This window comes from Enterococcus sp. AMC1251 (assembly GCF_058216535.1).
In genome coordinates this window covers 3,283,069-3,306,048 of the sequence record NZ_CM177098.1, presented here as the reverse complement: position 1 = coordinate 3,306,048, position 22,980 = coordinate 3,283,069, and the positions used below count along the sequence as shown (strand labels likewise).

Below are 22,980 nucleotides of genomic sequence, written 5' to 3'. Positions count from 1 at the left end.
AAAAGTACTTTTTTGAAAATATTAAGCAATAAAGTCTTGAAAATTACTGAAAAAAAGTGCATTATAGAAGTAATACTTAAAAGACATATTTTGAAAGGAAGTCATCATGTCAGAGCGTGGTTTATTAATTGTATTATCAGGTCCTTCTGGAGTCGGAAAAGGAACAGTACGAAAAGCAATTTTTGATAGTGAAGAGAATGATTTTCAGTACTCAATTTCTATGACTACCCGTAAAATGCGGGAAGGAGAAGTAGAAGGAGTGGATTACTACTTCCGCACAAAAGAAGAATTTGAAGCGATGATCGAAGCTGGTGAAATGCTGGAATATGCACAATACGTGGGGAATTATTACGGAACGCCGCTTTCTTATGTTAACCAAACGCTTGATAAGGGAAAAGATGTCTTTTTAGAAATCGAAGTCCAAGGTGCCGAGCAAGTGAAAGAACAAGTGCCAGACGGCGTATTTATTTTTCTAACACCGCCGGATTTATCCGAGCTAAAATCACGAATCGTGGGTCGTGGTACCGATGATCATGATGTGATTGAAGAAAGAATGCAAGTGGCTCGTGAAGAAATCGAAATGATGGCATTATATGATTATGCTGTTGTGAACGATAAAGTACCATTGGCAGTGAGACGAATCAAAGAAATTATCGCGAGTGAACATTTCCGCGTTGATCGAGTAATTGGTAAATATATTAAAATGTTGAAGGAGATGTAGCCTTATGATGCTAAAACCATCTATTGACTCATTATTAAAAGAAGTACCATCAAAATATTCACTTGTTATTCTAGCGAGCAAACGTGCGCACGAATTAGACGAAGGTGCACAACCAACATTAGAAAGCTTTGAATCTGTAAAAAGCGTAGGCCAAGCATTAGAAGAAATCGATGCGGCAACAGTGATCAATGATCCACGCCCGGAAGAAAAACGTGAAAGAATGCGTATGGCAAAAGAAGAACAAAAAATGAGACATGAACAAGAACAAAAAGAACTTGAAAATCGTATTCGCGAAGAAAAAAGTCTATAAAATAACTGGAACTGGGATGAAACCATGAAACGTTTTCATCTCAGTTTTTATATGTTTCGAAAAGTAAGTAACGAATGGCTACTTTAATTTTTAGTAACAGAAATTAGAGGAACAAGACAAATGCTAGATTCTTTAGTACAATAGTCAAAGAAAAGCTGAATGAATCGTTTAGTTCATATGAAACTTTACATCAACTCATTTCATTTGTGGTGTATCAAGGCAATTGGTACTGTGAATAATAGCATGTGAAGATTGTCTATTTTTCTGGTGGACGGGTTCGAGAAGTTAGATCAATCAATGGAATGGAGGAATGTTTATGAGAAAAGCGGCACAAGTGATTGTGGATGTACCAACGATGCAGACAGACCAGCCGTTTACATATTTGATTCCTTTCAACTTAGAACAACAATTAACAGTTGGTATGCGCGTGGAAGTTCCTTTCGGTAATGGGAATCGACATTTGCAAGGATTTGTTTTAACAATTGATGATGTGTCAGATGAAGTGATAGCGGCGCAGCAGTTTGAATGGAAAGAGATTCTTTCCGTGTTAGACTTAAAACCAGTGCTGAACACGGAATTGTTGGAATTGGCTGACTACATGAAGGAAAAAACATTTGCTTTTAAAATCACCTGTTTACAAACAATGTTGCCGAGTGTGATGCGTGCAGACTATAGTAAATACATATATATAACAGATGAATTAGAAGGAAATATGCAAGATGAGTTATTCTATGGATTGAATGAAATTGCTTGGGAAGATGCGTTGGCGCGCAATATTTTACCGGAATTGATGCAGCTTAGAAAGCAACAAAAAGTTGATATCCGCTATGAAGTACATACCAGAAATAGAGTGAAAAAAATCCGTTATATCCAAGCGTTGAAAGATTTCGAAAAGTTAGAAGAAGCGCGAACGGAGCTCAGAAAAGGCTCGCAAAAGAAAGAGCAGTTGATCAACTATTTGCAGCAATTAGGCTTAGAAAAAATGACCACAGTCAAAGAGATGAAAGAACTAGGATTTAGTACCGCTGTTTTAAATGACGGAGCAAACAGACAGTGGCTGACGTTTGTAGAAGCGGAAGCTTATCGTGATCCATTTGCTGATCATACGTTTGAAAAAACCACCGCGCTTGCTTTAAATGATGAACAGGGAATCGCAGTAGAAAAAATTTTAAAATCAATGAACCAAGGTGTAAGCCAAACATATTTATTAGAAGGAATCACTGGTAGCGGAAAAACTGAAGTCTATCTACAAGTGATCGCAGAAGTGTTGCATCAAGGGAAAACAGCAATGATGCTCGTGCCGGAAATTTCATTAACACCGCAAATGGTTCAGCGTTTTAAGAGCCGTTTTGGTGAACAAGTTGCGGTGATGCACAGTGCTTTGTCTCAAGGGGAGAAGTATGATGAGTGGCGGAAAATTGAACGTGGCGAAGCACAAGTTGTGGTAGGTGTACGCTCTGCTATTTTTGCTCCTTTGGAAAATCTTGGCGTCGTGATTATTGACGAAGAACATGAAGCGAGTTATAAGCAAGAAGAAACGCCACGCTATCATGCACGAGATCTAGCTATTTGGCGAGGAGCTTATCACCATTGTCCAGTGGTTTTAGGAAGTGCCACTCCATCATTAGAGACGCGGGCACGTGCACAGAAAAATGTGTACGAACGACTAGTTCTATCTAAAAGAGCTAATCAGACAGCAACATTACCAACGATCGATGTAGTAGATATGCGTGAAGAAATTCAAAATAAAAATACCTCATCATTCTCGCTAGCACTACAGAAAAAAATACAAGATCGTCTTGTTAAAAAGGAGCAAAGCGTTTTGTTACTAAACCGCCGAGGGTATTCTTCTTTTTTGATGTGTCGGGATTGCGGGTATGTTTTACCTTGTCCAAACTGTGATATTTCGCTAACGCTCCATATGGATACGAAAACGATGAAATGTCATTATTGTGGTCATGAGGAACGAATTCCCTATCATTGTCCAAGTTGTGGCGGAGACAAAATTCGTTATTATGGAACGGGAACTCAAAAAGTGGAAGAAGAACTAAAAGCTCTTTTCCCTGAAAGTCGTGTTTTGCGGATGGATGTTGATACGACTAGACGAAAAGGTGCGCATGAGAAGATTTTGACAGCATTTGGCAATTATGAAGCGGATATTTTACTAGGTACTCAAATGATTGCCAAAGGATTAGATTTTCCCAATGTAACATTAGTGGGTGTTTTGAATGCAGATACAGCACTGAATTTGCCGGATTTTCGTTCAAGCGAACGGACCTTTCAATTGTTAACTCAGGTTAGCGGACGAGCAGGACGAGCAGAAAAACCAGGAGAAGTCATCATTCAATCCTTTAATCCTGAACATTACGCGATCCAATTAGCTAAAGCGCAAGATTATGAAGACTTTTATCAAAAAGAAATGTACGTCCGGCACCGTGGAGACTATCCGCCGTTTTATTTTACGGTACAAATCACAGCCAGTCATTCAGAAGAAAACCAAGCGGCTAAACAGATGTTTGAAATAGTCAAAGAGTTAAAAGAAGGATTATCCGATCAAAGTATCTTACTTGGTCCAACACCAAATGCCATCTTACGAGTCAATAATCGTTACTTTTATCAAGTAATTATTAAATATAAAAACGAACCAAAATTGCAAAACATTTTAAAAAAAATATTAATTGACACTCAAAGAGAAACAGCACGTGGCTTGAAATTGTCGATTGATGCTGAGCCAATGAACTTTATATAGTGCAGCTGTTGATCTAGCTTCATGAACCAACTTCTCGGAAAAAAGCTGAAATTGAATGAGTCATAAAGCAATTCAGCTAATTCCACTTATTTTTCAATTGAAGTTCAACGGGTTCGTTCTGCCATATTATAAACTTGATAATTCATTTAGTATCATCAAAGAAAGGAAACTTTATGCGCTACCCTATAGTAATATACCCTAATGAACGTCTGAAACAAAAAGCAAAGCCAATAACAATGATCACCGATGAAACGATCACTCTTTTAGAAGATATGTACGAAACGATGATCGTTCACGATGGTATCGGGTTGGCTGCGCCTCAAATCGGTAAAAATTTGCAACTTGCAGTGATCGAGGTAGATGAAGAAACTGGTTTATTTGAACTAATTAATCCAGAAATCATTGAGCGAAAAGGCACAGATGTCGATGTGGAAGGCTGTTTAAGTATCCCGGAAACGTATGGAACAGTTGAACGAGCAGATGAAGTGACAGTGCGTTATTTTGATCGTGAAGGAGACGAGGTCGAGGTAACAGCTTATGGATATCTTGCCAGAGCTTTTCAACATGAAATCGACCACCTAAATGGCGAATTATTTATTGATAAAATCATCGATCCAATCAAACCAGAAGATTTAGATGCATATATGGAGGAACATTTAGATGACTAAACTAATTTTTATGGGAACACCAGCATTTTCTGTCCCTATTTTAGAAGGGCTGATCGAAAATGACTATGAAATCCAAGCGGTAGTCACTCAGCCAGATCGCCCAGTTGGACGAAAAAAAGTAATTACACCAACGCCTGTGAAAGAAGCCGCGGCAAAGCATGATTTACTTGTTTTACAGCCAGAAAAAATCTCAGGTTCACCTGAAATGGAAAAAATCATCGAACTTGCGCCAGATCTTATTGTGACAGCAGCTTTCGGTCAGTTTTTACCAGAAAATATTTTAAACGTCCCTAAATTTGGCGCAGTTAATGTCCATGCATCATTGTTGCCGAAATATCGCGGCGGCGCACCTGTTCATTATTCGATCATCGAAGGAGAAAAAGAAACAGGTGTTACGATCATGGAAATGGTGAAGAAAATGGATGCTGGCGATATTCTTTCGCAAAAGGCAATTCCGATCACTAAAGCCGACGATGTAGGTACGATGTTTGACCGCTTAAGCATTGTCGGAAAAGAGTTGTTACTGGATACTTTACCTAAATTATTGGCGAATGAAATCACACCGATTCCTCAAAATGAGAGTCAAGTAACCTTTTCTCCAAATATTACGAGAGAACAAGAACGAATCGATTGGCATCAAACAGCGGAACAAATCGACAATCAAGTCCGAGGTATGCGTCCTTGGCCAACAGCGTTCACAACATACAATGAGATCAATTGGAAATTATGGGAAGTCACACCCTTAGAAGCAACAACAGCTGCTGCTCCTGGAACAATCATCAAGTGTAGCAAAAAAGAATTATGGATCGCTTGTGGAGAAGGCACAGTTCTTTCTATAAACAAGATTCAGCCATCCGGCAAAGGCAAATTATTCATTCAAGATTTCTTAAATGGCGTCGGTAAAACCGTTGCTGAATCAGACAAGGTGGGCTAATTGATATGGGGAAAAAAATACCAGCAAGAATAAAAAGCTCTGTCCGCTACGTGGCACTAAGAACCATTGAGCGTGTGGATAATGGCGGTGCATATTCAAATTTATTATTAAATGAAATGATCAACAAGTCTGCTTTAGGAGAAAAAGATAGCCGCTTATTCACGGAACTTGTCTATGGTACGATCAGCCGTAAGTTGTTACTGGAGTATTATTTGACACCATTTATCACAAATCCTAAAAAAGTAGATAGCTGGGTGAAAAATTTACTTAGTTTGTCAATTTATCAGTTAGTATTTTTAGATAAAATTCCGGATCATGCCATCATTAATGAAGCGGTAGAAATTGGGAAACACAGAGGAAATGTCGGGATCGGTAAGTTTGTTAATGGTGTACTCCGTGCTTTTCAACGTGAAGGGGCTCCTAGTTTAGAGAATATTAAAGATCCTGTCGAACGCTTGTCGGTGGAAATCAGTATGCCTAAATGGTTGACGGAAAAGTTGATCAAACAAATGGGCATGGATGAAACAAGAAAACTAGGCTTGTCACTTTTTGAAAAAAGTCATGTTAGCGGACGTGTGGATACACGAGAAATCAGTGTTTCTAATGCACTGGAAGAATTACAAAAAGATCATATTGAAGCATCTATCAGCCAAGTTTCCCCTTATGGTGTAGTGGCAGACAAAGGCTTTTTGGCAGGCAGTTATTTATTTGCAACAGGTAAACTAACGATTCAAGATGAAAGCTCGATGCTAGTGGCGCCAGCGATGCAAATTGAAAAAAATCATGTTGTTTTGGATGCTTGTGCAGCTCCTGGTGGTAAAACGACACATATCGCAACATTTCTTGATGCGGCAAAAGGCGGCCGTGTAAAGTCTTTAGACATTCATGATCATAAAATAAAATTGATCAAACAAAACGCGGAACGTCTTCACGTGAAAGAGGTTGTCGATACTGAAAAATTAGATGCACGTAAAGTAGGAGAAGAATTTCCAGCTGAATATTTTGATCGAATTTTAGTAGATGCGCCTTGTTCGGGATTAGGCTTGATGCGTCGTAAACCAGATATTAAATATAATAAATCGGCGCAAGATTTTGAGCAATTACCTAAAATTCAACTAGAAATTCTAGAAAGTGTTGCCCAAACATTAAAACAATACGGTATAATGGTCTATAGCACGTGTACAATTGCCGAAGAAGAAAATCAAGAAGTAGTTGCAGCATTTTTACAAAAGCATCCAGAATTCAAAAAAATCGATGTGAGTGTCAGTGAGGCAGTTCAGCCTTCTGTGCAGGATCAAATGCTCGCATTATACCCGCATCAATTAGGTACGGATGGATTTTTTATTTGCTGTATGCAGAAAGTTTGTTAAACGAGGTGAAGCATAGTGAAAATCAATTTTCAAACAGATGTCGGACGGAAACGCAATACTAATCAGGATTATGCGGGTCTATTTGAGAATCAGTCTGGCGTTTCTTTAGCTGTTTTAGCGGATGGAATGGGCGGTCATCAGGCAGGTGATATTGCAAGCCAAATGGCAGTTAATAATCTTGGTGAACGTTGGCAGGACAGTCTTATTGATACATCAGAAAAGGCAGCACAATGGCTGATCAAAGAAATCCAAGATGAAAATACATTAATTTATGAAAAAGGTCAGTCACGACCTGAGTATTTAGGGATGGGCACAACAATTGTTAGTGCGGTACTTTTAGACCAGTCATTCGTATTGGCTAATATTGGTGATAGCCGAGCTTATTTAGTTCGTAATGGTCAATTACGCCAACTGACGGAAGACCATTCTTTGGTCAATGAGTTAGTAAAATCTGGCGAAATTACGCGTGAAATGGCAGCAAATCATCCCAGGAAAAACGTCTTGACTCGCTCGTTAGGTATGCCCAGAATGGTAGAAGTGGATGTAGCAAATCATCTTTGGGTACCTGACGACTATATTTTACTATGCTCAGACGGGCTGACAAATATGGTTTCAGAAGAAGATATTTTGGCTATCATCCTTTCAGAAAAACCATTAAGTGAAAAAGTCGAAACCTTGATCGCAACGGCCAATGAAGCAGGCGGAGCGGATAATATCACAGTCTTAGTGATTCATTTTGACGAACAGAAGGAGGAAAACCAATGATCGAAATCGGCAGAAAATTGAATGGTCGATATCATATTATTGGCAACATCGGCAGCGGTGGCATGGCAAATGTCTTTTTAGCGCATGATTTAATTTTAGATCGTGATGTAGCTGTTAAGGTGCTTCGGTTTGACTTTCAAAATGATCAAGCAGCGATTCGTCGTTTTCAAAGAGAAGCTTTAGCCGCAACTGAGTTGGTTCATCCTAATATTGTCAGTGTCTATGATGTAGGTGAAGAAGATGGCTTGCAATACCTGGTAATGGAGTACGTGAAAGGAATGGATCTAAAACGATTTATCCAGACACAATACCCTATTCCATATGCAAAAATTGTTGATATCATGGAACAAATTTTATCAGCAGTTTCACTAGCTCATGAACATAGAATCATTCATAGAGATTTAAAACCGCAAAATATATTGATGGATGAAAGCGGCGTTGTGAAAATCACAGATTTTGGGATTGCAATTGCGTTAACAGAAACATCGATTACGCAAACCAATACGATGCTGGGTTCTGTTCACTATTTATCTCCAGAACAAGCCCGTGGCAGTATGGCCACTAATCAATCTGATGTTTATGCGGTTGGGATTATTCTATATGAAATGCTGACAGGGAATGTTCCATTTGACGGTGAATCTGCTGTCACGATTGCGTTGAAACATTTTCAAGAAGAGATGCCTTCAGTTAAAACGTTTGATCCGAATATTCCTCAGTCATTGGAAAATGTGGTCTTGCATGCAACGGCTAAAGATCCAGCAGATCGTTATAAAACGGCTGAAGAAATGTCTCGCGATTTATATACTGTACTAGCTGCAAACCGTTTAAACGAACCCAAATGGCAACCAACTGGATTGATGGGAGAAACGAAAATTTTAACGCCGATTACAGATGATATGGCGATGCCGTCTTCTTTTAATTCGATGGAAACGCCGTCCGAAGAGCGGAATGAACATGAAGAAATCGAAGAGCAGGAGGCTGCGAAGAAGAAAAGAAGGAAGCCGTTGATTATTGTGATAATCTTACTGGTACTAGCTTTGATTATCGGTGTGGGCGTCTATTTTGCGGGGCAAGGCAGTAGTGAAGTTAAGATTCCTAACGTGGAAGACAAAACGGAAGCTGAAGCGCGTAAAATACTGGAAGATGCGGGACTGAAAGTCAAAGGTGAGACAAAAGAAATACAAAGCGAGAATATCGAAGAAGGAAAAGTGGTTAAGACAGATCCTGAGATAGATTCTACAGTGAAAAAAAATAGAGAAGTCGAACTTTATATAAGCTCTGGGAATAAGAAAATAGAGCTTGATGATTATACTGGAGAAGATTATAAGGATGCTATAGAAGCATTAGGGAAATTAGGGTTCAAAGAGAGTCAAATCAAGATCACGAAGGAAACGGATTCTAAAGTAGATGAAGATAAAGTCATTAGTCAAATGCCAGAAGAAGGGGCAGAAGTTGATCCGAAAACGGATGAGATTACGCTAGTTGTTAGCAAAGGACCGGATGATATCTATTTAGCTGATTACGCAAGTTTGGGTTATAGCTACAATGATGCAGTGACTGAGTTATTGAGTTATGGAATTAAAGAAAGCCAGATTACTCGAGTAGATAAGCCAAGTGATACAGTAGCTAGAGAGTTAGTCATTGCCCAAAATCCAGCTGCAGGTAATCCGTTTAATCCTAAAAAAGGTAAGATTACATTAACGATAAGCTCTGGACCTGATAAAACGACGGTGACTAGTTCCGAGTCAAGTAAAATTTCTTTAAGTAACTATGTAGGACGTTCGTATGAGAATGTAGTAACTGATTTAGTTGCACTTGGTATTAAGTATGAACAAGTTGATGAAGCAAGTGATACAGTGAATAAAGGTGTAGTTATCTCTCAAGATCCAAAAGAAGGCGTCTCTTTTGACATTAAAACAGGCAAAGTTATATTACGTGTCAGCTCAGGTCCGGGAGAAATTGCTGTCCCGGATGTTACAGGACTATCGCAAGCTGAGGCAAAAGCAAAACTAGAAGGTAGCGGATTTACGTATGCTACAGGCTCTGGTGATGCATCGAAAGGAAAAGTAGAGAGTACTTCACCAAGTGCAGGTGGAACTCTTGCTAAAGGAGAGACTGTCACCGTTAATTTCTCAAATGCAACCGACCCGACTAACAATGGAAATAATTAAAAAGTACCATAAAGTGATTAAGACAAACGCTGTCTTAGTCGCTTTTTTTGTAGGGAAAAGTGATTTCTCTAGCCCTGCGTTTAGCTTTTCTTCAACCTATGGTAAAATAGAAGCAACAGAAACGAGGAGGTGGCATTTCTGAAAGGTCAAATCAGAAAAGCGTTAAGTGGTTTTTACTACATTTACGCAGATGGCGCAACATTTCAAACAAGAGCCCGCGGGAATTTTCGCAATCGAAAAATTACGCCGCTAGTTGGTGATGAAGTTATGTTTGAAAGCGATAATCCAACTGATGGCTATTTGCTTGAAGTTTTCCCTAGACATAATGAGCTGGTGCGTCCGCCAGTGGCAAATGTGGATCAAGGCGTGATTGTTATGAGTATGGTGGAACCTAATTTTTCATACAATTTAATGGATCGCTTTTTAGTCACACTAGAGGATAAAGGAATTGCTCCGATCATTTATTTAACGAAAGTAGATTTGCTCACCGGAGCAGAGTCAGTCAGTGTAGCGGATGTCAAAAAGGTCTATGAAGCAATCGGGTATCCTGTAATTGCTGCAACAAAAGCTGCTGCTGATGATGCAGTTCGAGCTTTGGCGCAATATTTTCCGGAACGTTTGACTGTTTTTATGGGACAATCAGGTGCGGGTAAATCGACTTTACTAAACAGAATTTCTCCTGATTTACAATTAGCTACGGATAAAATTTCGGAATCATTAGGCCGAGGAAAACATACTACACGACATGTAGAGTTGCTGCCGTTGTATGATGGTTTAGTTGCTGATACGCCTGGATTTAGCTCAATCGACTTTTTAGAAATGGAAACAACTGAGTTGCCAAAACAATTTCCAGAATTTGTAGAAGCCTCATCTGCATGCAAGTTCCGTGAATGCATGCACCGCAAAGAACCTGGTTGTGAAGTGAAAAAACGTGTAGAAGAAGGAACAATCGCTCAAACACGTTATGATAATTATCTACAATTTTTATTAGAAATAGAAAATCGCAGACCGATTTATAAGAAAAAATAAAGGAGTGGCTGTAATGAAACTAGCACCATCGATTTTAAGCGCCGATTTTGCCAATTTAGAAAGAGATATTCAATTAGTCGAAAAACTAGGAGCGGATTACATTCATGTGGATGTGATGGATGGACAATTCGTACCGAATATTACCTTGGGACCTAATGTTGTTTCAGCGATTCGACCGGTGACAAAATTACCATTAGATGTTCATTTGATGATTGTTCAGCCCGAAAACTACATTGAAGCATTTGCGAAAGCGGGAGCAGATATTATCACTGTTCACGTAGAGTCAACGACTCATATCCATCGTGCGGTGCAAATGATTAAAGCATCAGGCGTAAAATCAGGTGTTGTGATCAATCCTGGGACGCCATTGTCTGCGATCGAATATGTCCTGGATTTAGTGGATCAAGTGTTGATTATGACCGTAAATCCTGGATTTGGCGGACAATCATTTATTGAAAGTTCATTGGATAAAATCGCTCAATTAAAAGAGTGGAAAGAAATAAAAGGCTATGCCTATGATATCGAAGTGGATGGCGGCATTGTTCCTGAGACTGCTAAACGTTGTAAAGAAGCGGGAGCGAATGTTTTTGTAGCAGGTTCTTATATCTATGATTCAGAAAGTCCTAAAGACCGTATCGACGCACTTAGAGCTGTGTTGGATTAATGAAGATTCTTCTTGTGGCAGGCGGTTCGCCTGAGGAGTGGCCGCAGTTGAACTCGGAGGATTTTGATTACATGGTGGGAATCGATCGAGGAAGTTTATATATTTTAGAAAATGGCTGGTCATTAGATTTAGCAGTGGGAGATTTTGACTCTTTAACGAATGACGAACAGCTGACCGTTCAAAAACAAGCAAAAGAACTTGTTCAGGCACAAGCAGAAAAAGATGATACAGATACCCAACTGGCTTTGGCACTCGTGCTTAAAGAGTTTCCAGAAGCGGAAATCACGATCATAGGTGCAACAGGTGGTCGCTTGGATCACCTTTTATCCAATCTGTGGCTGCCGTTAGAATCACGTTTTCAAGAGTTTGCCCATCAAATAAAAGTAAAAGATCATCAAAATAGTATTGCCTATTATCTTCCAGGCGATTATGTGGTGAAAAAAGAAGCGAGAATGGATTATTTAGCGTACGGTTGTTTAACACCTGTTAAAAACCTGACATTAACAAAAAGTAAATATACGCTAGATCATGTGGATGTTGAGACTCCTACCTCCTATGCAAGCAATGAGTTTGTGGGAGAAACTGCTGGATTTTCATTCGATACGGGAATGATCGCTGTGATCCAAAGTCGTGATAAATAAAAAAAGCTGATCGGCATGCCGTTCAGCTTTTTGATTATGTTCTATTAAACACGCTCGATTTTACCAGATTTCAAAGCACGAGTTGACACCCAAACTTTTTTAGGTTTACCGTCTATTAATACACGAACTTTTTGCAAGTTAGGTTTAACAGTACGTTTAGTAGCGTTCATTGCATGTGAGCGGTTATTGCCGCTGCTTGTCTTACGACCAGTAAAGTAACATACTTTTGCCATTTTTAGTTTCCTCCTTTGCTTTGATCTCGGAGCGATAGTTTTCAGCTCATACTAAATTAATTTATCATAGATAGCAGTTTTTTGCAAGAGAAATTTCAGATCTGTTTGACATTTTCCGACAAACGATGTAAATTATACAATTATTAGCAAATTCGATGAGACGCTCTATAATTATCTAGATAAGTTCCTTTTCATTGGGGTACGGCTATGTTAAAATATTATAGAAGAAAATAGGGCAAATGTGCTCTTTAAGGAGGCTTTCATCAATGGCTGTAAAAATCAAAACACCAGCAGGTACCATTGAGATTACCAATGAGGTTATCGCCACAGTCGTTGGCGGTGCTGCGACAGATATCTATGGAATCGTCGGTATGGCTAGTAAAAACCAAATCAAAGATAATTTAAATGGCATTTTACGCAAAGAAAATTATTCTAAAGGTGTGGTCGTACGTCAAGAAGAAAATGGCGTTGCGGTTGACGTATATACTATTGTAAGTTATGGAACAAAAATTTCAGAAGTATCTCGTAATGTACAAGAAAAAGTAAAATACAACCTTGAAACACTATTAGGTGTGACTGCTAATTCGGTCAACGTATTTGTGCAAGGTGTTCGCGTGTTGCCTGACTAGGTAGCCAGCTGCTAAATAGATGAACGATCATCTATTTGCAGTGAATCTCAAAGGAGGATTTTTTAGGTGAATGTAACAGAAATCAGTGCAAGTCAGTTCCAAGAGATGGTTCAGGCTGGCGCGAGTCGTTTGCATGTAAATGCAGAATACGTCAACTCATTGAATGTTTTCCCTGTACCAGATGGTGATACAGGAACAAATATGAACTTATCTATGACAAGTGGAGCGAAGGCTGTAGCCGATTCTCGTTCTGAAAAAGTTGGAGAATTAACAACGATTCTTTCAAAAGGTCTATTGATGGGAGCTAGAGGAAACTCTGGTGTTATCTTATCACAATTATTCCGTGGTTTTTCTAAACAAATTCCAGATGTTGTGACGTTGAATGCAAAGGATTTAGCAGCGGCTTTTACTCATGGTGTGGAGACTGCTTATAAAGCAGTCATGAAGCCAGTTGAAGGTACAATTTTAACTGTTTCCCGTGAAGCTGCCCGTTCAGGTGAACGCAAAGCGAAAGAAACGGATGACTGTATCGAAGTGATGGAGGCAGTCGTTAAAGGTGCCAAACGTGCTTTAGCTAAAACTCCTGACCTTTTACCTGTGCTAAAAGAAGTTGGTGTGGTTGATAGCGGTGGTCAAGGTTTGTTGTTTATCTATGAAGGTTTTCTAGAAGCTTTGTCGGGTGAATTTTTAGCAGCAGAAGTCTATGAACCTAGTCCTGGTGAGATGGACGAGATGGTCAATGCTGAACATCACCGCGGAGTTAGCGGACATGTTGCGACTGAAGATATCAAATTCGGTTACTGTACAGAAATCATGGTTCAAATCGGTGAAGGTCCAACTGTGGATAGTGATTTCGATTATGAAACATTTAGAAACTATTTAAACGAATTAGGGGATTCTTTACTTGTCGTAAACGACGATGAAATCATCAAAGTTCATGTGCATACAGAACATCCTGGTGAAGTAATGAATTACGGACAAAAATTCGGTTCATTAGTGAAAATCAAAGTTGACAACATGCGTTTGCAACATGAAACGTTGGTTGAACATGATGCACAAGTAGCAGTCACACAAAAAGCACGTGTTCCTTATGCGGTTATTGCGATTGCAGCAGGAGACGGTGTTCAAGAATTGTTCAGAAGCCTTGGTGCAAGCTATATCATCAGCGGGGGGCAAACAATGAACCCAAGTACTGAAGACATCTTAAAAGCCGTTAAAGAAGTGAATGCTGAGCAAGTTATTATCTTACCTAATAATAAAAATATTTTCATGGCAGCTGATCAAGCAGCAGAAGTAGCAGATGTTCCAGTAGCAGTTGTTCCAACAAAAACAATCTCTCAAGGGATGACGGCAATGCTTGCTTTCAATGAGCAACAAACCCTTGAAGAAAATAAAACAACTATGACAGAAATGATCGAAAGTGTTGTCAGTGGACAGGTAACAACAGCTGTACGTGACACAACAATCGACAATGTCGAAATCAAAAAAGATGATTATCTAGGAATGATCGACGGTAAAATCGTTGTATCAGAACCAGATATGTTTAATGCATCATTGGACACACTCAAACGTATGATCGATGAAGAGACAGAAATCATAACGATCATTGTCGGTGAGGGTGGCACTATGAAAGAAGCTGAAAAATTTGTAGAAGCATTGGCTACTGAGTATGAAGATATAGAAACAGAGCTTCATGAAGGCGGACAACCTGTTTACCCCTATCTATTTTCAGCTGAATAATAAATGACTTATCGAGAGGTTGGGACAGAAGAGTTTAACCCCGAGAAATAAGAGGGGATTCACGAAAATTGTTCTTCAAATTTTTGTGAATTTCAGCTTATTTCCGAAGGGGTTGCTTCTGCTCCTACCGTTTATTCGGATTTTAGGTGACTGGGTTGTAACTCATAGAGTTATGTCCCAGTCACTTTTCTATAGAAAATAAATAAATAGAGAGCACATCACGTATCTATTAATGAAGGGAGGAAAAGTGGTGGTTTTATCGGATGACATCGGTATGTTGCCAGGTGTAGGCCCAAAACGTGCAGAGAATTTAAAAGAATTAGGTATCCAAACGATCGAAGATTTGTTATCCTACTATCCTTTTCGATATGATGATATTCAAGAAAAGGAATTAAATGAAATCCAAGATCAAGAAAAAGTCACGTTAAAAGGGTTGGTTGTATCAGAGCCGGTCGTGAGCCGTTATGGCTATAAGAAAAGTCGAATGATGTTTCGGATGATGCAAGACCATGCGGTGATCAATGTTTCCTTTTTTAACCAGCCTTATTTAAAGGACAAAATCATTATGTCCGAGGAAATCGCAGTTTATGGAAAATGGGATGCGAAACGAAAATCCTTGAATGGCATGAAAATCTTAGCAGCTAAAAACGACGGAGAAGATTTTGCTCCGATTTATCATGTAAATAAAAAAGTTCGACAAAGTAGTTTGATTCAGCTCATTCGTACGGGGTTTGAAAAATATGGCGCTCTGATTTCAGAAATTTTACCAGAAGAGTTACTAGAAAAATATCGTTTGATGCCAAGAAAAGAAGCAATGTTTGCGATGCATTTTCCAAGTAATCCAGAAGAAAGCCATCAAGCGAAGCGGCGGGTTGTGTTTGAAGAATTCTTTTTGTTTCAATTAAAAATGCAAGGCTTGAAGCGACAAGAAAAAGCAGAAAATAATGGATTGAGCATTCAATATGATGTGGAACGTTTAAAATCATTTACGCAGAAATTGCCATTTGAACTGACTGCAGCTCAAAAAAAGGTAACAAATGAGATCTGTCGAGATTTAATGAGCCCGAATCATATGCAGCGGTTATTACAAGGTGATGTAGGGAGTGGTAAAACGGTTGTTGCTGCTATTGCTCTTTACGCAACGATGACAGCTGGATTTCAAGGGGCTTTAATGGTGCCGACAGAGATTTTGGCGCAACAACATATGGAGAGCCTTCAGCAATTATACGATCCTTTAGAAGTTCGCTCGGCACTCTTAACTGGATCGACGAAAACAAAAGAACGCCGAGAGATTCTTGAACAACTAGCGATAGGAGAGATCGATATCATTATTGGTACCCATGCCTTGATTCAAGAAGATGTTCTGTTCCATCGCTTAGGTTTAGTAATCACAGATGAACAACATCGATTTGGTGTGAACCAGCGCCGAATCTTAAGAGAAAAAGGCTTGAAGCCAGATGTATTGTTTATGACGGCAACGCCTATTCCAAGAACTTTGGCAATCACGGCTTTTGGTGAGATGGATGTCTCGATCATTGATGAAATGCCAGCTGGTCGTATTCCCATAGAAACACGCTGGATCCGACCTCCTCAACTAGATACCGTTTTAGAGTGGATGGAAAAAGAATTGGCGCGTGGGCATCAAGCTTACGTAATTTGTCCGCTGATCGAAGAATCAGAAGCGCTAGATGTTAAAAATGCGACAGAGATTTTTGAGCATATGTCTGCTTTCTTCAATCCTACTTATCAGGTTGGTTTACTTCATGGGAAAATGAAAAATCAAGAAAAAGAAGAAATTATGCAGGAGTTTAAAGAAAACAATTTGCAACTGCTAGTTTCTACTACAGTAATTGAAGTCGGGGTCAATGTTCCAAATGCTACAGTCATGCTGATCATGGATGCTGATCGTTTTGGGCTAGCACAATTACACCAACTTCGTGGACGTGTCGGTCGTGGCTCAGAAGCATCGTATTGTATCTTAGTTGCTAACCCGAAAAATGAAATGGGTGTAGAGCGAATGAAAATCATGACAGAAACGAATAATGGTTTTGTGCTAAGTGAAAAGGATTTGGAATTGCGAGGACCAGGTGAAGTGTTTGGTGCCAGACAATCAGGTGTACCGCAGTTTGTTGTTGGAGATATTGTGACGGATTTCAATATACTGGAAGTTGCTCGTCAAGAAGCTAATGTTATTTGGAAAAAGGAACAGTGGTGGATCTTGCCAGAGTATCGTGGAGTTGCTGATAAAATCAAGCCGAATGATAATGAGGAAAAGTTTTTTGATTGAAATATGATTGAGATATGTGTTTTGTTTTTCGGTGATTTAGCAGTCAGAGCTAAACGACTCATTCCGCTATTCATGATCCAGCTACACGAACCAGACCTCTCAACAAATAGATAAAATGCTGAAAAGATAAAGAGCGTCTTTCCATCATTTTCCTAATTGCCTTGACACACAAAGAATGAAATGAGTTGATGTAGAAAGGTACCTACTTGGTTGTTCAAGGTCTAAACGGTTCGTTCCGCTTTTCGTGATCCAGCTGCACAAAGCAACTCTCAAGGAAAATAGACAATCTGCCTATGAAACAAAGAGCGTTTCTTAGTCAGATTCCTAATTTTCATGAGAGTTAAACGCTTTGTTCCGCTTTTCGATGATCCAGCTGCACGAATCAGACCTCTCAACAAATAGATAAAATGCTGAAAAGATAAAGAGCATCTTTCCATCATTTTCCTAATTGCCTTGACACACAAAGAATGAAATGAGTTGATGTAGAAAGGTACCTACTTGGTTGTTCGAGGTCTAAACGCTTCGTTCCGCTTTTCGATATGTTATACTATTTATTGTAATTTACCTAGGAGGGACTATGTTATGAAGATTGCAGTAGATGCAATGGGTGGCGATCATGCACCACAGGCTATCGTTGAAGGCGTGATGCTAGCTAAAAAGGATTTTCCAGAGATCGAGTTTTTACTTTATGGAAAAGAAGATGAAATTAAAAAATATGTGACAGATGAAACGAATATTACGATTATCCATACTGATGAAAAAATCAATAGCGATGATGAACCAGTAAAAGCGATTCGTCGTAAGAAAACTGCTTCGATGGTGCTAGCTGCACAAGCAGTGAAAAATGGTGAAGCGGATGCGATTTTCTCAGCTGGTAACACAGGTGCGTTACTAGCTGCTGGATTATTTATCGTTGGACGAATCAAAAATGTTGAACGCCCAGGTTTGATGTCAACGTTACCGGTGATCGGACAGCCAGACGGAGGATTTGATATGTTAGATTTAGGTGCGAATGCTGATAATAAACCAGAGCACCTTGTCCAATATGCTGTTTTGGGTTCTTTCTATGCTGAAAAAGTCAGAAATATCGCAAAACCTCGTGTGGCTCTTTTAAATAATGGTGCAGAAGAAACCAAGGGCAGTGAGTTGACTAAAAAAGCCTTTGAATTGCTTTCAGAAGAAGAAGGTATTCGTTTTATCGGGAACGTTGAAGCTCGGGATTTACTAAGCGGAGCAGCCGATGTTGTTGTGACAGACGGTTTTACAGGGAATGCTGTATTGAAATCAATTGAAGGAACAGCATTAAATATGATGGGCCTTTTAAAATCATCGATTCTTGCAGAAGGATTCAAAGGAAAAATGGGGGCGTTACTTTTAAAAAATGCATTGCGTGGAATGAAAGATGAGATGGATTATTCCAAACATGGTGGAGCGGTTCTGTTTGGCTTGAAAGCACCAGTCATTAAAACACATGGATCGACAGGACCAGAGGCTGTCCGTTATACGATTCGTCAAATTCATACAATGTTAAAGACCGAGGTCGTGCCACAGCTTGTCAGTTATTATGAAACAAAAGAATAACTATTTATGCAACCTGTTTGCAACTGAATTGTAATGATTTTGCAAAAAAAGATGGACAAATCCATCATTTGTGAGTACAATGTATCATAGCGTTTAACTCTTTTACGAGGAACGCTTTTCAAAAGCAGTGGAGGTGAATACAGTTGAGTCGTGAAGAAGTGCTTGAAAAAGTAGCGAAGATTATCTCAAACCACTTTGATATTGAAGCTGAGAAAGTGACAGATCAATTAAACATTAAAGATGACTTGAATGCAGATTCAATTAGTGTAATGGAATTTGTTTTAGAGCTGGAAGATGAGTTTGGTACAGAAATTTCTGATGAAGACGCAGAACAAATTGAAACAGTTGGTGCCGCTGTAGATTACATTATGAATAACTTATAATTGAAATGAAAAAAGTGGAACAAAACAAATCCTGTTTTGTTCCACTTTTTTTTTAGGAAAATTCTTATTATCAAAATGTTGCAATTTTCAAAAAAAATATATACAATTACTTAAAAATGGTTATAATGAGGGTGTGTATTGATAGAAATTGGTTGCAATGAGTTCGTGAAGAGATTACATTAAAAAAAGGTTTTTTAATAAGTTTCTTGTTGTAATAAGCTATTTAATTGAGCATGAAGGAGTGTTTTAAAGTGAGTGAGGGGAATCAATTGTTAGATGTTCAAGGTTTGCGTACAGGGTTTCGTATTAAAGATGAATACTATGATGCTGTCGATGATGTGTCATTTGAATTAGAAAAAAATGAAATTTTGGCGATTGTCGGCGAATCTGGTTGTGGGAAAAGTACTTTGGCGACAACGATTATCGGTCTGCATGATGAAAATCATACTCGTATAACTGGAGAAATTATTTACAAGGATCTAAACCTAACTACATTTAACGAGCAATTATATAATAAGATTCGAGGCAGTGATATTGGTATGATCTTTCAAGATCCATTGTCAGCGCTGAACCCTTTGATGCGAATAGAGGATCAGATCAAAGAAAGTTTAACCTATCATACCGACATGAATGGAGAACAAAAGCAAGTGCGAGTGATCGAGTTATTAACACAGGTAGGGATTCCAAATCCTGAACGCGTTGGAAAACAGTATCCTCATGAATTATCTGGAGGAATGCGTCAACGTGTGATCATAGCAATTGCTATTGCCTGTAAACCTGCAATTATTATTGCGGATGAACCAACAACTGCATTAGACGTAACGATCCAAGCGCAAATTTTAGACTTACTCAAAGATTTACAAGAAGAAACGGGAGCGGGAATTATTTTGATTACACATGATTTAGGTGTAGTAGCTGAGATGGCTGATAAGGTGGCGGTGATGTATGCAGGGCAATTCGTTGAAGTTGCGACTGCCGAAGAAGTATTCAGCAATCCAAAACATCCATATACGCGCTCTTTATTACAGTCGATTCCACAAGAAGATTCAGATGATAGTCAGTTACACGTAATTGAAGGTGTAGTTCCTTCGTTGAGCAAATTACCAAGAGAAGGCTGTCGTTTTGCACCAAGAATTCCTTGGATTCCAGAGTATGCTCATGAAGCAGAACCAACATTACATGAAGTGTCAGAAGGGCATTTTGTTCGTTGTACTTGTTATCAGCATTTTCATTTTAGAGACGATCAGGAGGAAGTATAATGGCAGAAATCATTCAAATCAAAGACTTGAAAGTCCATTATCCTATTCGCAGCGGTTTCTTTAATAGAGTGACAGATCATGTGTTGGCAGTTGATGGTGTTGATTTTATTATCGAAAGAGGCAAAACGTACGGCTTGGTTGGTGAATCAGGTTCTGGAAAATCTACTACGGGTAAAGCGATAATTGGGTTAGAAAAAGTGACTAGCGGCAGTATTTTATACCAAGATCAAGATGTGACAAAAGCGCATAATCGTAAAGCGATGAAATACAATAAAGATGTTCAAATGATTTTCCAAGATTCAATGTCTAGTTTAAATCCAAAGAAACGAGTATTGGATATCATTGCTGAACCGATTCGCAATTTTGAACGATTGAGCGACCAAGAAGAAAAGAAAAAGGTTCAAGGTCTGTTAGACATTGTTGGAATGCCAGAAGATGCGCTATATAAATATCCTCATGAATTCTCAGGCGGACAACGTCAGCGTTTAGGCGTGGCTAGAGCTGTTGCAACGAATCCTAAGTTGATTATTGCAGATGAGCCAGTTTCAGCATTGGATTTATCGGTTCAAGCGCAAGTATTGAATTTTATGAAAAATATTCAAGAAGAATATGGACTGAGTTACTTATTCATTTCACATGACTTAGGTGTTGTAAAACATATGTGTGATAATATTGCGATCATGTACAAAGGACGATTTGTTGAAATCGGGACACGTCAAGATATCTACACGAATCCCCAACATATTTATACCAAACGTTTACTATCTGCAATTCCTAAAATCGATGTTGCTCATCGTGAAGAACACAAAGCGCAACGGCGCCAAGTAGAAAAAGAGTATATCGAGCATCAAAAAGAGTATTACGATCAAAATGGTCGCGTATATGAGTTATGTAAAATCAGTGAAACGCACCAGGTAGCGTTAAAAAATGGAGGTGTAATCTAATGTGGAAGACGATTTTACGACGTGTACTCTTTATGATTCCTCAAATCCTAATTTTAAGCGTACTGATTTTTATGTTAGCAAAAATGATGCCGGGAGATCCTTTTACTGGTCTGATCAATCCAAATACTGACCCAGCAGTAATTGAAAAAATGCGTGAATCAGCGGGATTGAATGATCCATGGACAACGCAATATGTGCGCTGGCTCATTAATGTTTTACACGGAGATTTTGGGGAAAGCTTTATTTTTAAATTACCAGTTTCAACTCTGATTGGTAGCCGTGCAATCAATACGCTTCTGCTATCTTTAGTAACCGTTGTAATCATGTATGCGATTGCACTGCCGTTAGGCGTTTTATCAGGTCGCTATCAAAACTCTATTTTAGATAAATTTGTCGTAGTTTATAACTTTTTCAGTTTTGCGGTGCCACCATTTATTTTTGCATTGATTATGCTATTTATTTTTGGGTATCGTTTAGAATGGTTTCCAACAACAGGCTCAATATCTAGCGGTGTTGAGTCGGGAACAGGCGTATATATCTGGGATCGTTTTTATCATTTGATTTTGCCAGCATTATCCCAGGCTCTGCTTGGAACGGCAATCACAATCCAATATTTACGTAATGAGGTGATTGATTCTCAGTCGTTAGATTACGTTCGCACGGCACGTTCAAAAGGAGTGCCGACAAATAAATTATATACAAGGCATATTTTCAGAAATGCTTCTTTACCAATCGTTTCTCAACTAAGCTACGAAATCACTGCTTTAATTAGTGGATCGGTAGTTATTGAAAAAATCTTTGGTTATCCAGGGATTGGAAAATTATTTATCGACTCTATCGGACAACGGGATTATGCAGTAATCACGACCTTAGTATTGATTTTAGGAGTTGCAACGCTCTTCGGAAATTTGATTTCAGATATTGTGATGAGTCTTGTAGATCCACGAATTCGGGTTCAATAAAAAATCAATTTTGAGGAGAGGAAGAGACGAGATGGATAAAAATAACGAAAACACAGCAAGTGCTATACCGGAAACAATCCCGCCGATGGGATTTCGAATGATCGCAAGAGAATTCAAAAAAGATAAACTAGCTATTTTCTCACTGGGACTGCTAGTGGCTATTTTATTAGTTGTCTTTATTGGTGCTTTATTGACTGATCAAGAAAAAGTAATGACAGTCAGTATTTTAGATAAATACGCCGAACCTGGTGGAAATTTTATATTAGGAGCGGATGAAGGGGGGCGAGATGTTCTGGGGCAACTGACCATTGGTGCGCGTAATTCCGTTGTAATTGGTTTTGCAATCACGATCCTTACATCAATCATCGGTGTGGGTATTGGTATTGTTTCAGGTTATTATGGTGGAATGTTTGACAATGCAGTGATGCGTGTTGTTGACTTTATTATGATTTTGCCGATTATGATGATCATTATTGTTTTTGTTACAATCATTCCTAATTATAATGTTTGGTCGTTTGTGTGGATTATGAGCGCGTTTTACTGGGTTGCAAAAGCCCGATTGTTTAGAAGTAAAACGTTATCTGAGGTTCGCAGAGATTATGTGAGTGCTTCAAAAACCTTAGGAACAAGCGATATTAAAATCATGTTTCGAGAAATTATGCCAAATCTAAGTTCATTAATCATCACGAATTTAACCATTAACTTTGCGGCAAACATCGGGATCGAAACAACACTGACATTCTTAGGATTTGGTTTGCCGACAAATGTACCAAGTCTTGGAACATTGATCGGATATGCCAGCAATGGCGATGTTTTAGCGAATAAAACATGGATTTGGGTACCTGCGTCAGTACTGATTTTAGTAATGATGTTATGTATAAATTATATCGGCCAAGCGTTTAAACGTTCAGCAGATGCTAGACAGCGTTTAGGCTAAAAG

The 22,980-nt window shown here is 38.9% G+C and carries 21 protein-coding genes; 20 read left to right on the top strand and 1 reads right to left on the bottom strand.

The window, feature by feature from the left end:
• Positions 1-106 precede the first annotated feature (106 nt).
• The 11 genes from gmk (at position 107) to AC4BBR_RS15570 (ending at position 12,022) form a co-directional block, all read left to right on the top strand.
• Positions 107-721: a guanylate kinase gene (gene gmk, locus AC4BBR_RS15620; protein WP_490460391.1), complete on the top strand. Its 615-nt coding sequence runs from the start codon at positions 107-109 to the stop codon at positions 719-721.
• A gap of 4 nt (positions 722-725) precedes the next feature.
• The gene (gene rpoZ, locus AC4BBR_RS15615) at positions 726-1,031 is read left to right on the top strand and encodes a DNA-directed RNA polymerase subunit omega (protein WP_010766464.1); all 306 of its coding nucleotides are present in this window, start codon (positions 726-728) and stop codon (positions 1,029-1,031) included.
• Between the two features lie 316 nt (positions 1,032-1,347).
• Positions 1,348-3,780 carry a primosomal protein N' gene (gene priA / locus AC4BBR_RS15610; protein ID WP_490460390.1) on the top strand — a complete coding sequence of 811 codons (2,433 nt, stop codon included), beginning with the start codon at positions 1,348-1,350 and terminating at the stop codon, positions 3,778-3,780.
• 173 nt (positions 3,781-3,953) lie between these two features.
• Positions 3,954-4,448, top strand: coding sequence for a peptide deformylase (gene def / locus AC4BBR_RS15605; RefSeq protein WP_490460389.1), 495 nt, complete (start codon positions 3,954-3,956; stop codon positions 4,446-4,448).
• Positions 4,441-5,382: a methionyl-tRNA formyltransferase gene (gene fmt / locus AC4BBR_RS15600; protein ID WP_490460388.1), complete on the top strand. Its 942-nt coding sequence runs from the start codon at positions 4,441-4,443 to the stop codon at positions 5,380-5,382. Before def ends, fmt begins: the two co-directional genes overlap by 8 nt.
• A 5-nt stretch (positions 5,383-5,387) precedes the next feature.
• Positions 5,388-6,752 carry a 16S rRNA (cytosine(967)-C(5))-methyltransferase RsmB gene (gene rsmB / locus AC4BBR_RS15595; protein WP_490460387.1) on the top strand — a complete coding sequence of 455 codons (1,365 nt, stop codon included), beginning with the start codon at positions 5,388-5,390 and terminating at the stop codon, positions 6,750-6,752.
• A 15-nt stretch (positions 6,753-6,767) separates the two neighbouring features.
• Entirely contained in the window at positions 6,768-7,517 is a 750-nt protein-coding gene (locus AC4BBR_RS15590; protein WP_490460386.1) for a Stp1/IreP family PP2C-type Ser/Thr phosphatase, read from the top strand.
• Entirely contained in the window at positions 7,514-9,688 is a 2,175-nt protein-coding gene (gene pknB, locus AC4BBR_RS15585) for a Stk1 family PASTA domain-containing Ser/Thr kinase (protein ID WP_490460385.1), read from the top strand. Before AC4BBR_RS15590 ends, pknB begins: the two co-directional genes overlap by 4 nt.
• A 129-nt stretch (positions 9,689-9,817) precedes the next feature.
• A complete protein-coding gene (gene rsgA, locus AC4BBR_RS15580) occupies positions 9,818-10,717 on the top strand; it encodes a ribosome small subunit-dependent GTPase A (protein WP_490460384.1) in 900 nt (299 codons plus the stop codon).
• 13 nt (positions 10,718-10,730) lie between these two features.
• Positions 10,731-11,381, top strand: coding sequence for a ribulose-phosphate 3-epimerase (gene rpe, locus AC4BBR_RS15575; RefSeq protein WP_490460383.1), 651 nt, complete (start codon positions 10,731-10,733; stop codon positions 11,379-11,381).
• The gene (locus AC4BBR_RS15570) at positions 11,381-12,022 is read left to right on the top strand and encodes a thiamine diphosphokinase (RefSeq protein WP_490460382.1); all 642 of its coding nucleotides are present in this window, start codon (positions 11,381-11,383) and stop codon (positions 12,020-12,022) included. The genes rpe and AC4BBR_RS15570 overlap by 1 nt, the downstream gene beginning before the upstream one ends.
• A 44-nt stretch (positions 12,023-12,066) precedes the next feature.
• Here the strand turns inward: AC4BBR_RS15570 and rpmB are convergent, their stop codons facing one another.
• On the bottom strand, positions 12,067-12,255 hold the full coding sequence (gene rpmB / locus AC4BBR_RS15565; protein ID WP_010761898.1) for a 50S ribosomal protein L28: 189 nt from the start codon (positions 12,253-12,255) through the stop codon (positions 12,067-12,069).
• A gap of 266 nt (positions 12,256-12,521) precedes the next feature.
• Between rpmB and AC4BBR_RS15560 the strand changes: the two genes are divergently transcribed.
• The 9 genes from AC4BBR_RS15560 (at position 12,522) to AC4BBR_RS15520 (ending at position 22,977) form a co-directional block, all read left to right on the top strand.
• Positions 12,522-12,884, top strand: a complete 363-nt coding sequence (locus AC4BBR_RS15560) for an Asp23/Gls24 family envelope stress response protein (protein WP_010761897.1) — start codon at positions 12,522-12,524, stop codon at positions 12,882-12,884.
• 66 nt (positions 12,885-12,950) lie between these two features.
• On the top strand, positions 12,951-14,624 hold the full coding sequence (locus AC4BBR_RS15555) for a DAK2 domain-containing protein (RefSeq protein WP_490460381.1): 1,674 nt from the start codon (positions 12,951-12,953) through the stop codon (positions 14,622-14,624).
• Between the two features lie 250 nt (positions 14,625-14,874).
• Positions 14,875-16,911: an ATP-dependent DNA helicase RecG gene (gene recG / locus AC4BBR_RS15550; protein WP_490460380.1), complete on the top strand. Its 2,037-nt coding sequence runs from the start codon at positions 14,875-14,877 to the stop codon at positions 16,909-16,911.
• A gap of 582 nt (positions 16,912-17,493) precedes the next feature.
• Positions 17,494-18,492, top strand: a complete 999-nt coding sequence (gene plsX, locus AC4BBR_RS15545) for a phosphate acyltransferase PlsX (protein ID WP_490460379.1) — start codon at positions 17,494-17,496, stop codon at positions 18,490-18,492.
• 143 nt (positions 18,493-18,635) lie between these two features.
• The gene (acpP, locus tag AC4BBR_RS15540; protein WP_490460378.1) at positions 18,636-18,875 is read left to right on the top strand and encodes an acyl carrier protein; all 240 of its coding nucleotides are present in this window, start codon (positions 18,636-18,638) and stop codon (positions 18,873-18,875) included.
• A gap of 251 nt (positions 18,876-19,126) precedes the next feature.
• Positions 19,127-20,134 (top strand): ABC transporter ATP-binding protein, encoded by a 1,008-nt coding sequence (locus tag AC4BBR_RS15535; RefSeq protein ID WP_490460377.1) that lies wholly within the window; start codon positions 19,127-19,129, stop codon positions 20,132-20,134.
• Positions 20,134-21,078: an ABC transporter ATP-binding protein gene (locus AC4BBR_RS15530; protein WP_490460376.1), complete on the top strand. Its 945-nt coding sequence runs from the start codon at positions 20,134-20,136 to the stop codon at positions 21,076-21,078. The genes AC4BBR_RS15535 and AC4BBR_RS15530 overlap by 1 nt, the downstream gene beginning before the upstream one ends.
• Positions 21,078-22,040, top strand: coding sequence for an oligopeptide ABC transporter permease (opp4B, locus tag AC4BBR_RS15525; protein WP_490460375.1), 963 nt, complete (start codon positions 21,078-21,080; stop codon positions 22,038-22,040). The genes AC4BBR_RS15530 and opp4B overlap by 1 nt, the downstream gene beginning before the upstream one ends.
• 31 nt (positions 22,041-22,071) lie before the next feature.
• Complete coding sequence (locus tag AC4BBR_RS15520; RefSeq protein ID WP_490460374.1) at positions 22,072-22,977, top strand: ABC transporter permease; 906 nt, start codon at positions 22,072-22,074, stop codon at positions 22,975-22,977.
• Positions 22,978-22,980: the final 3 nt, after the last annotated feature.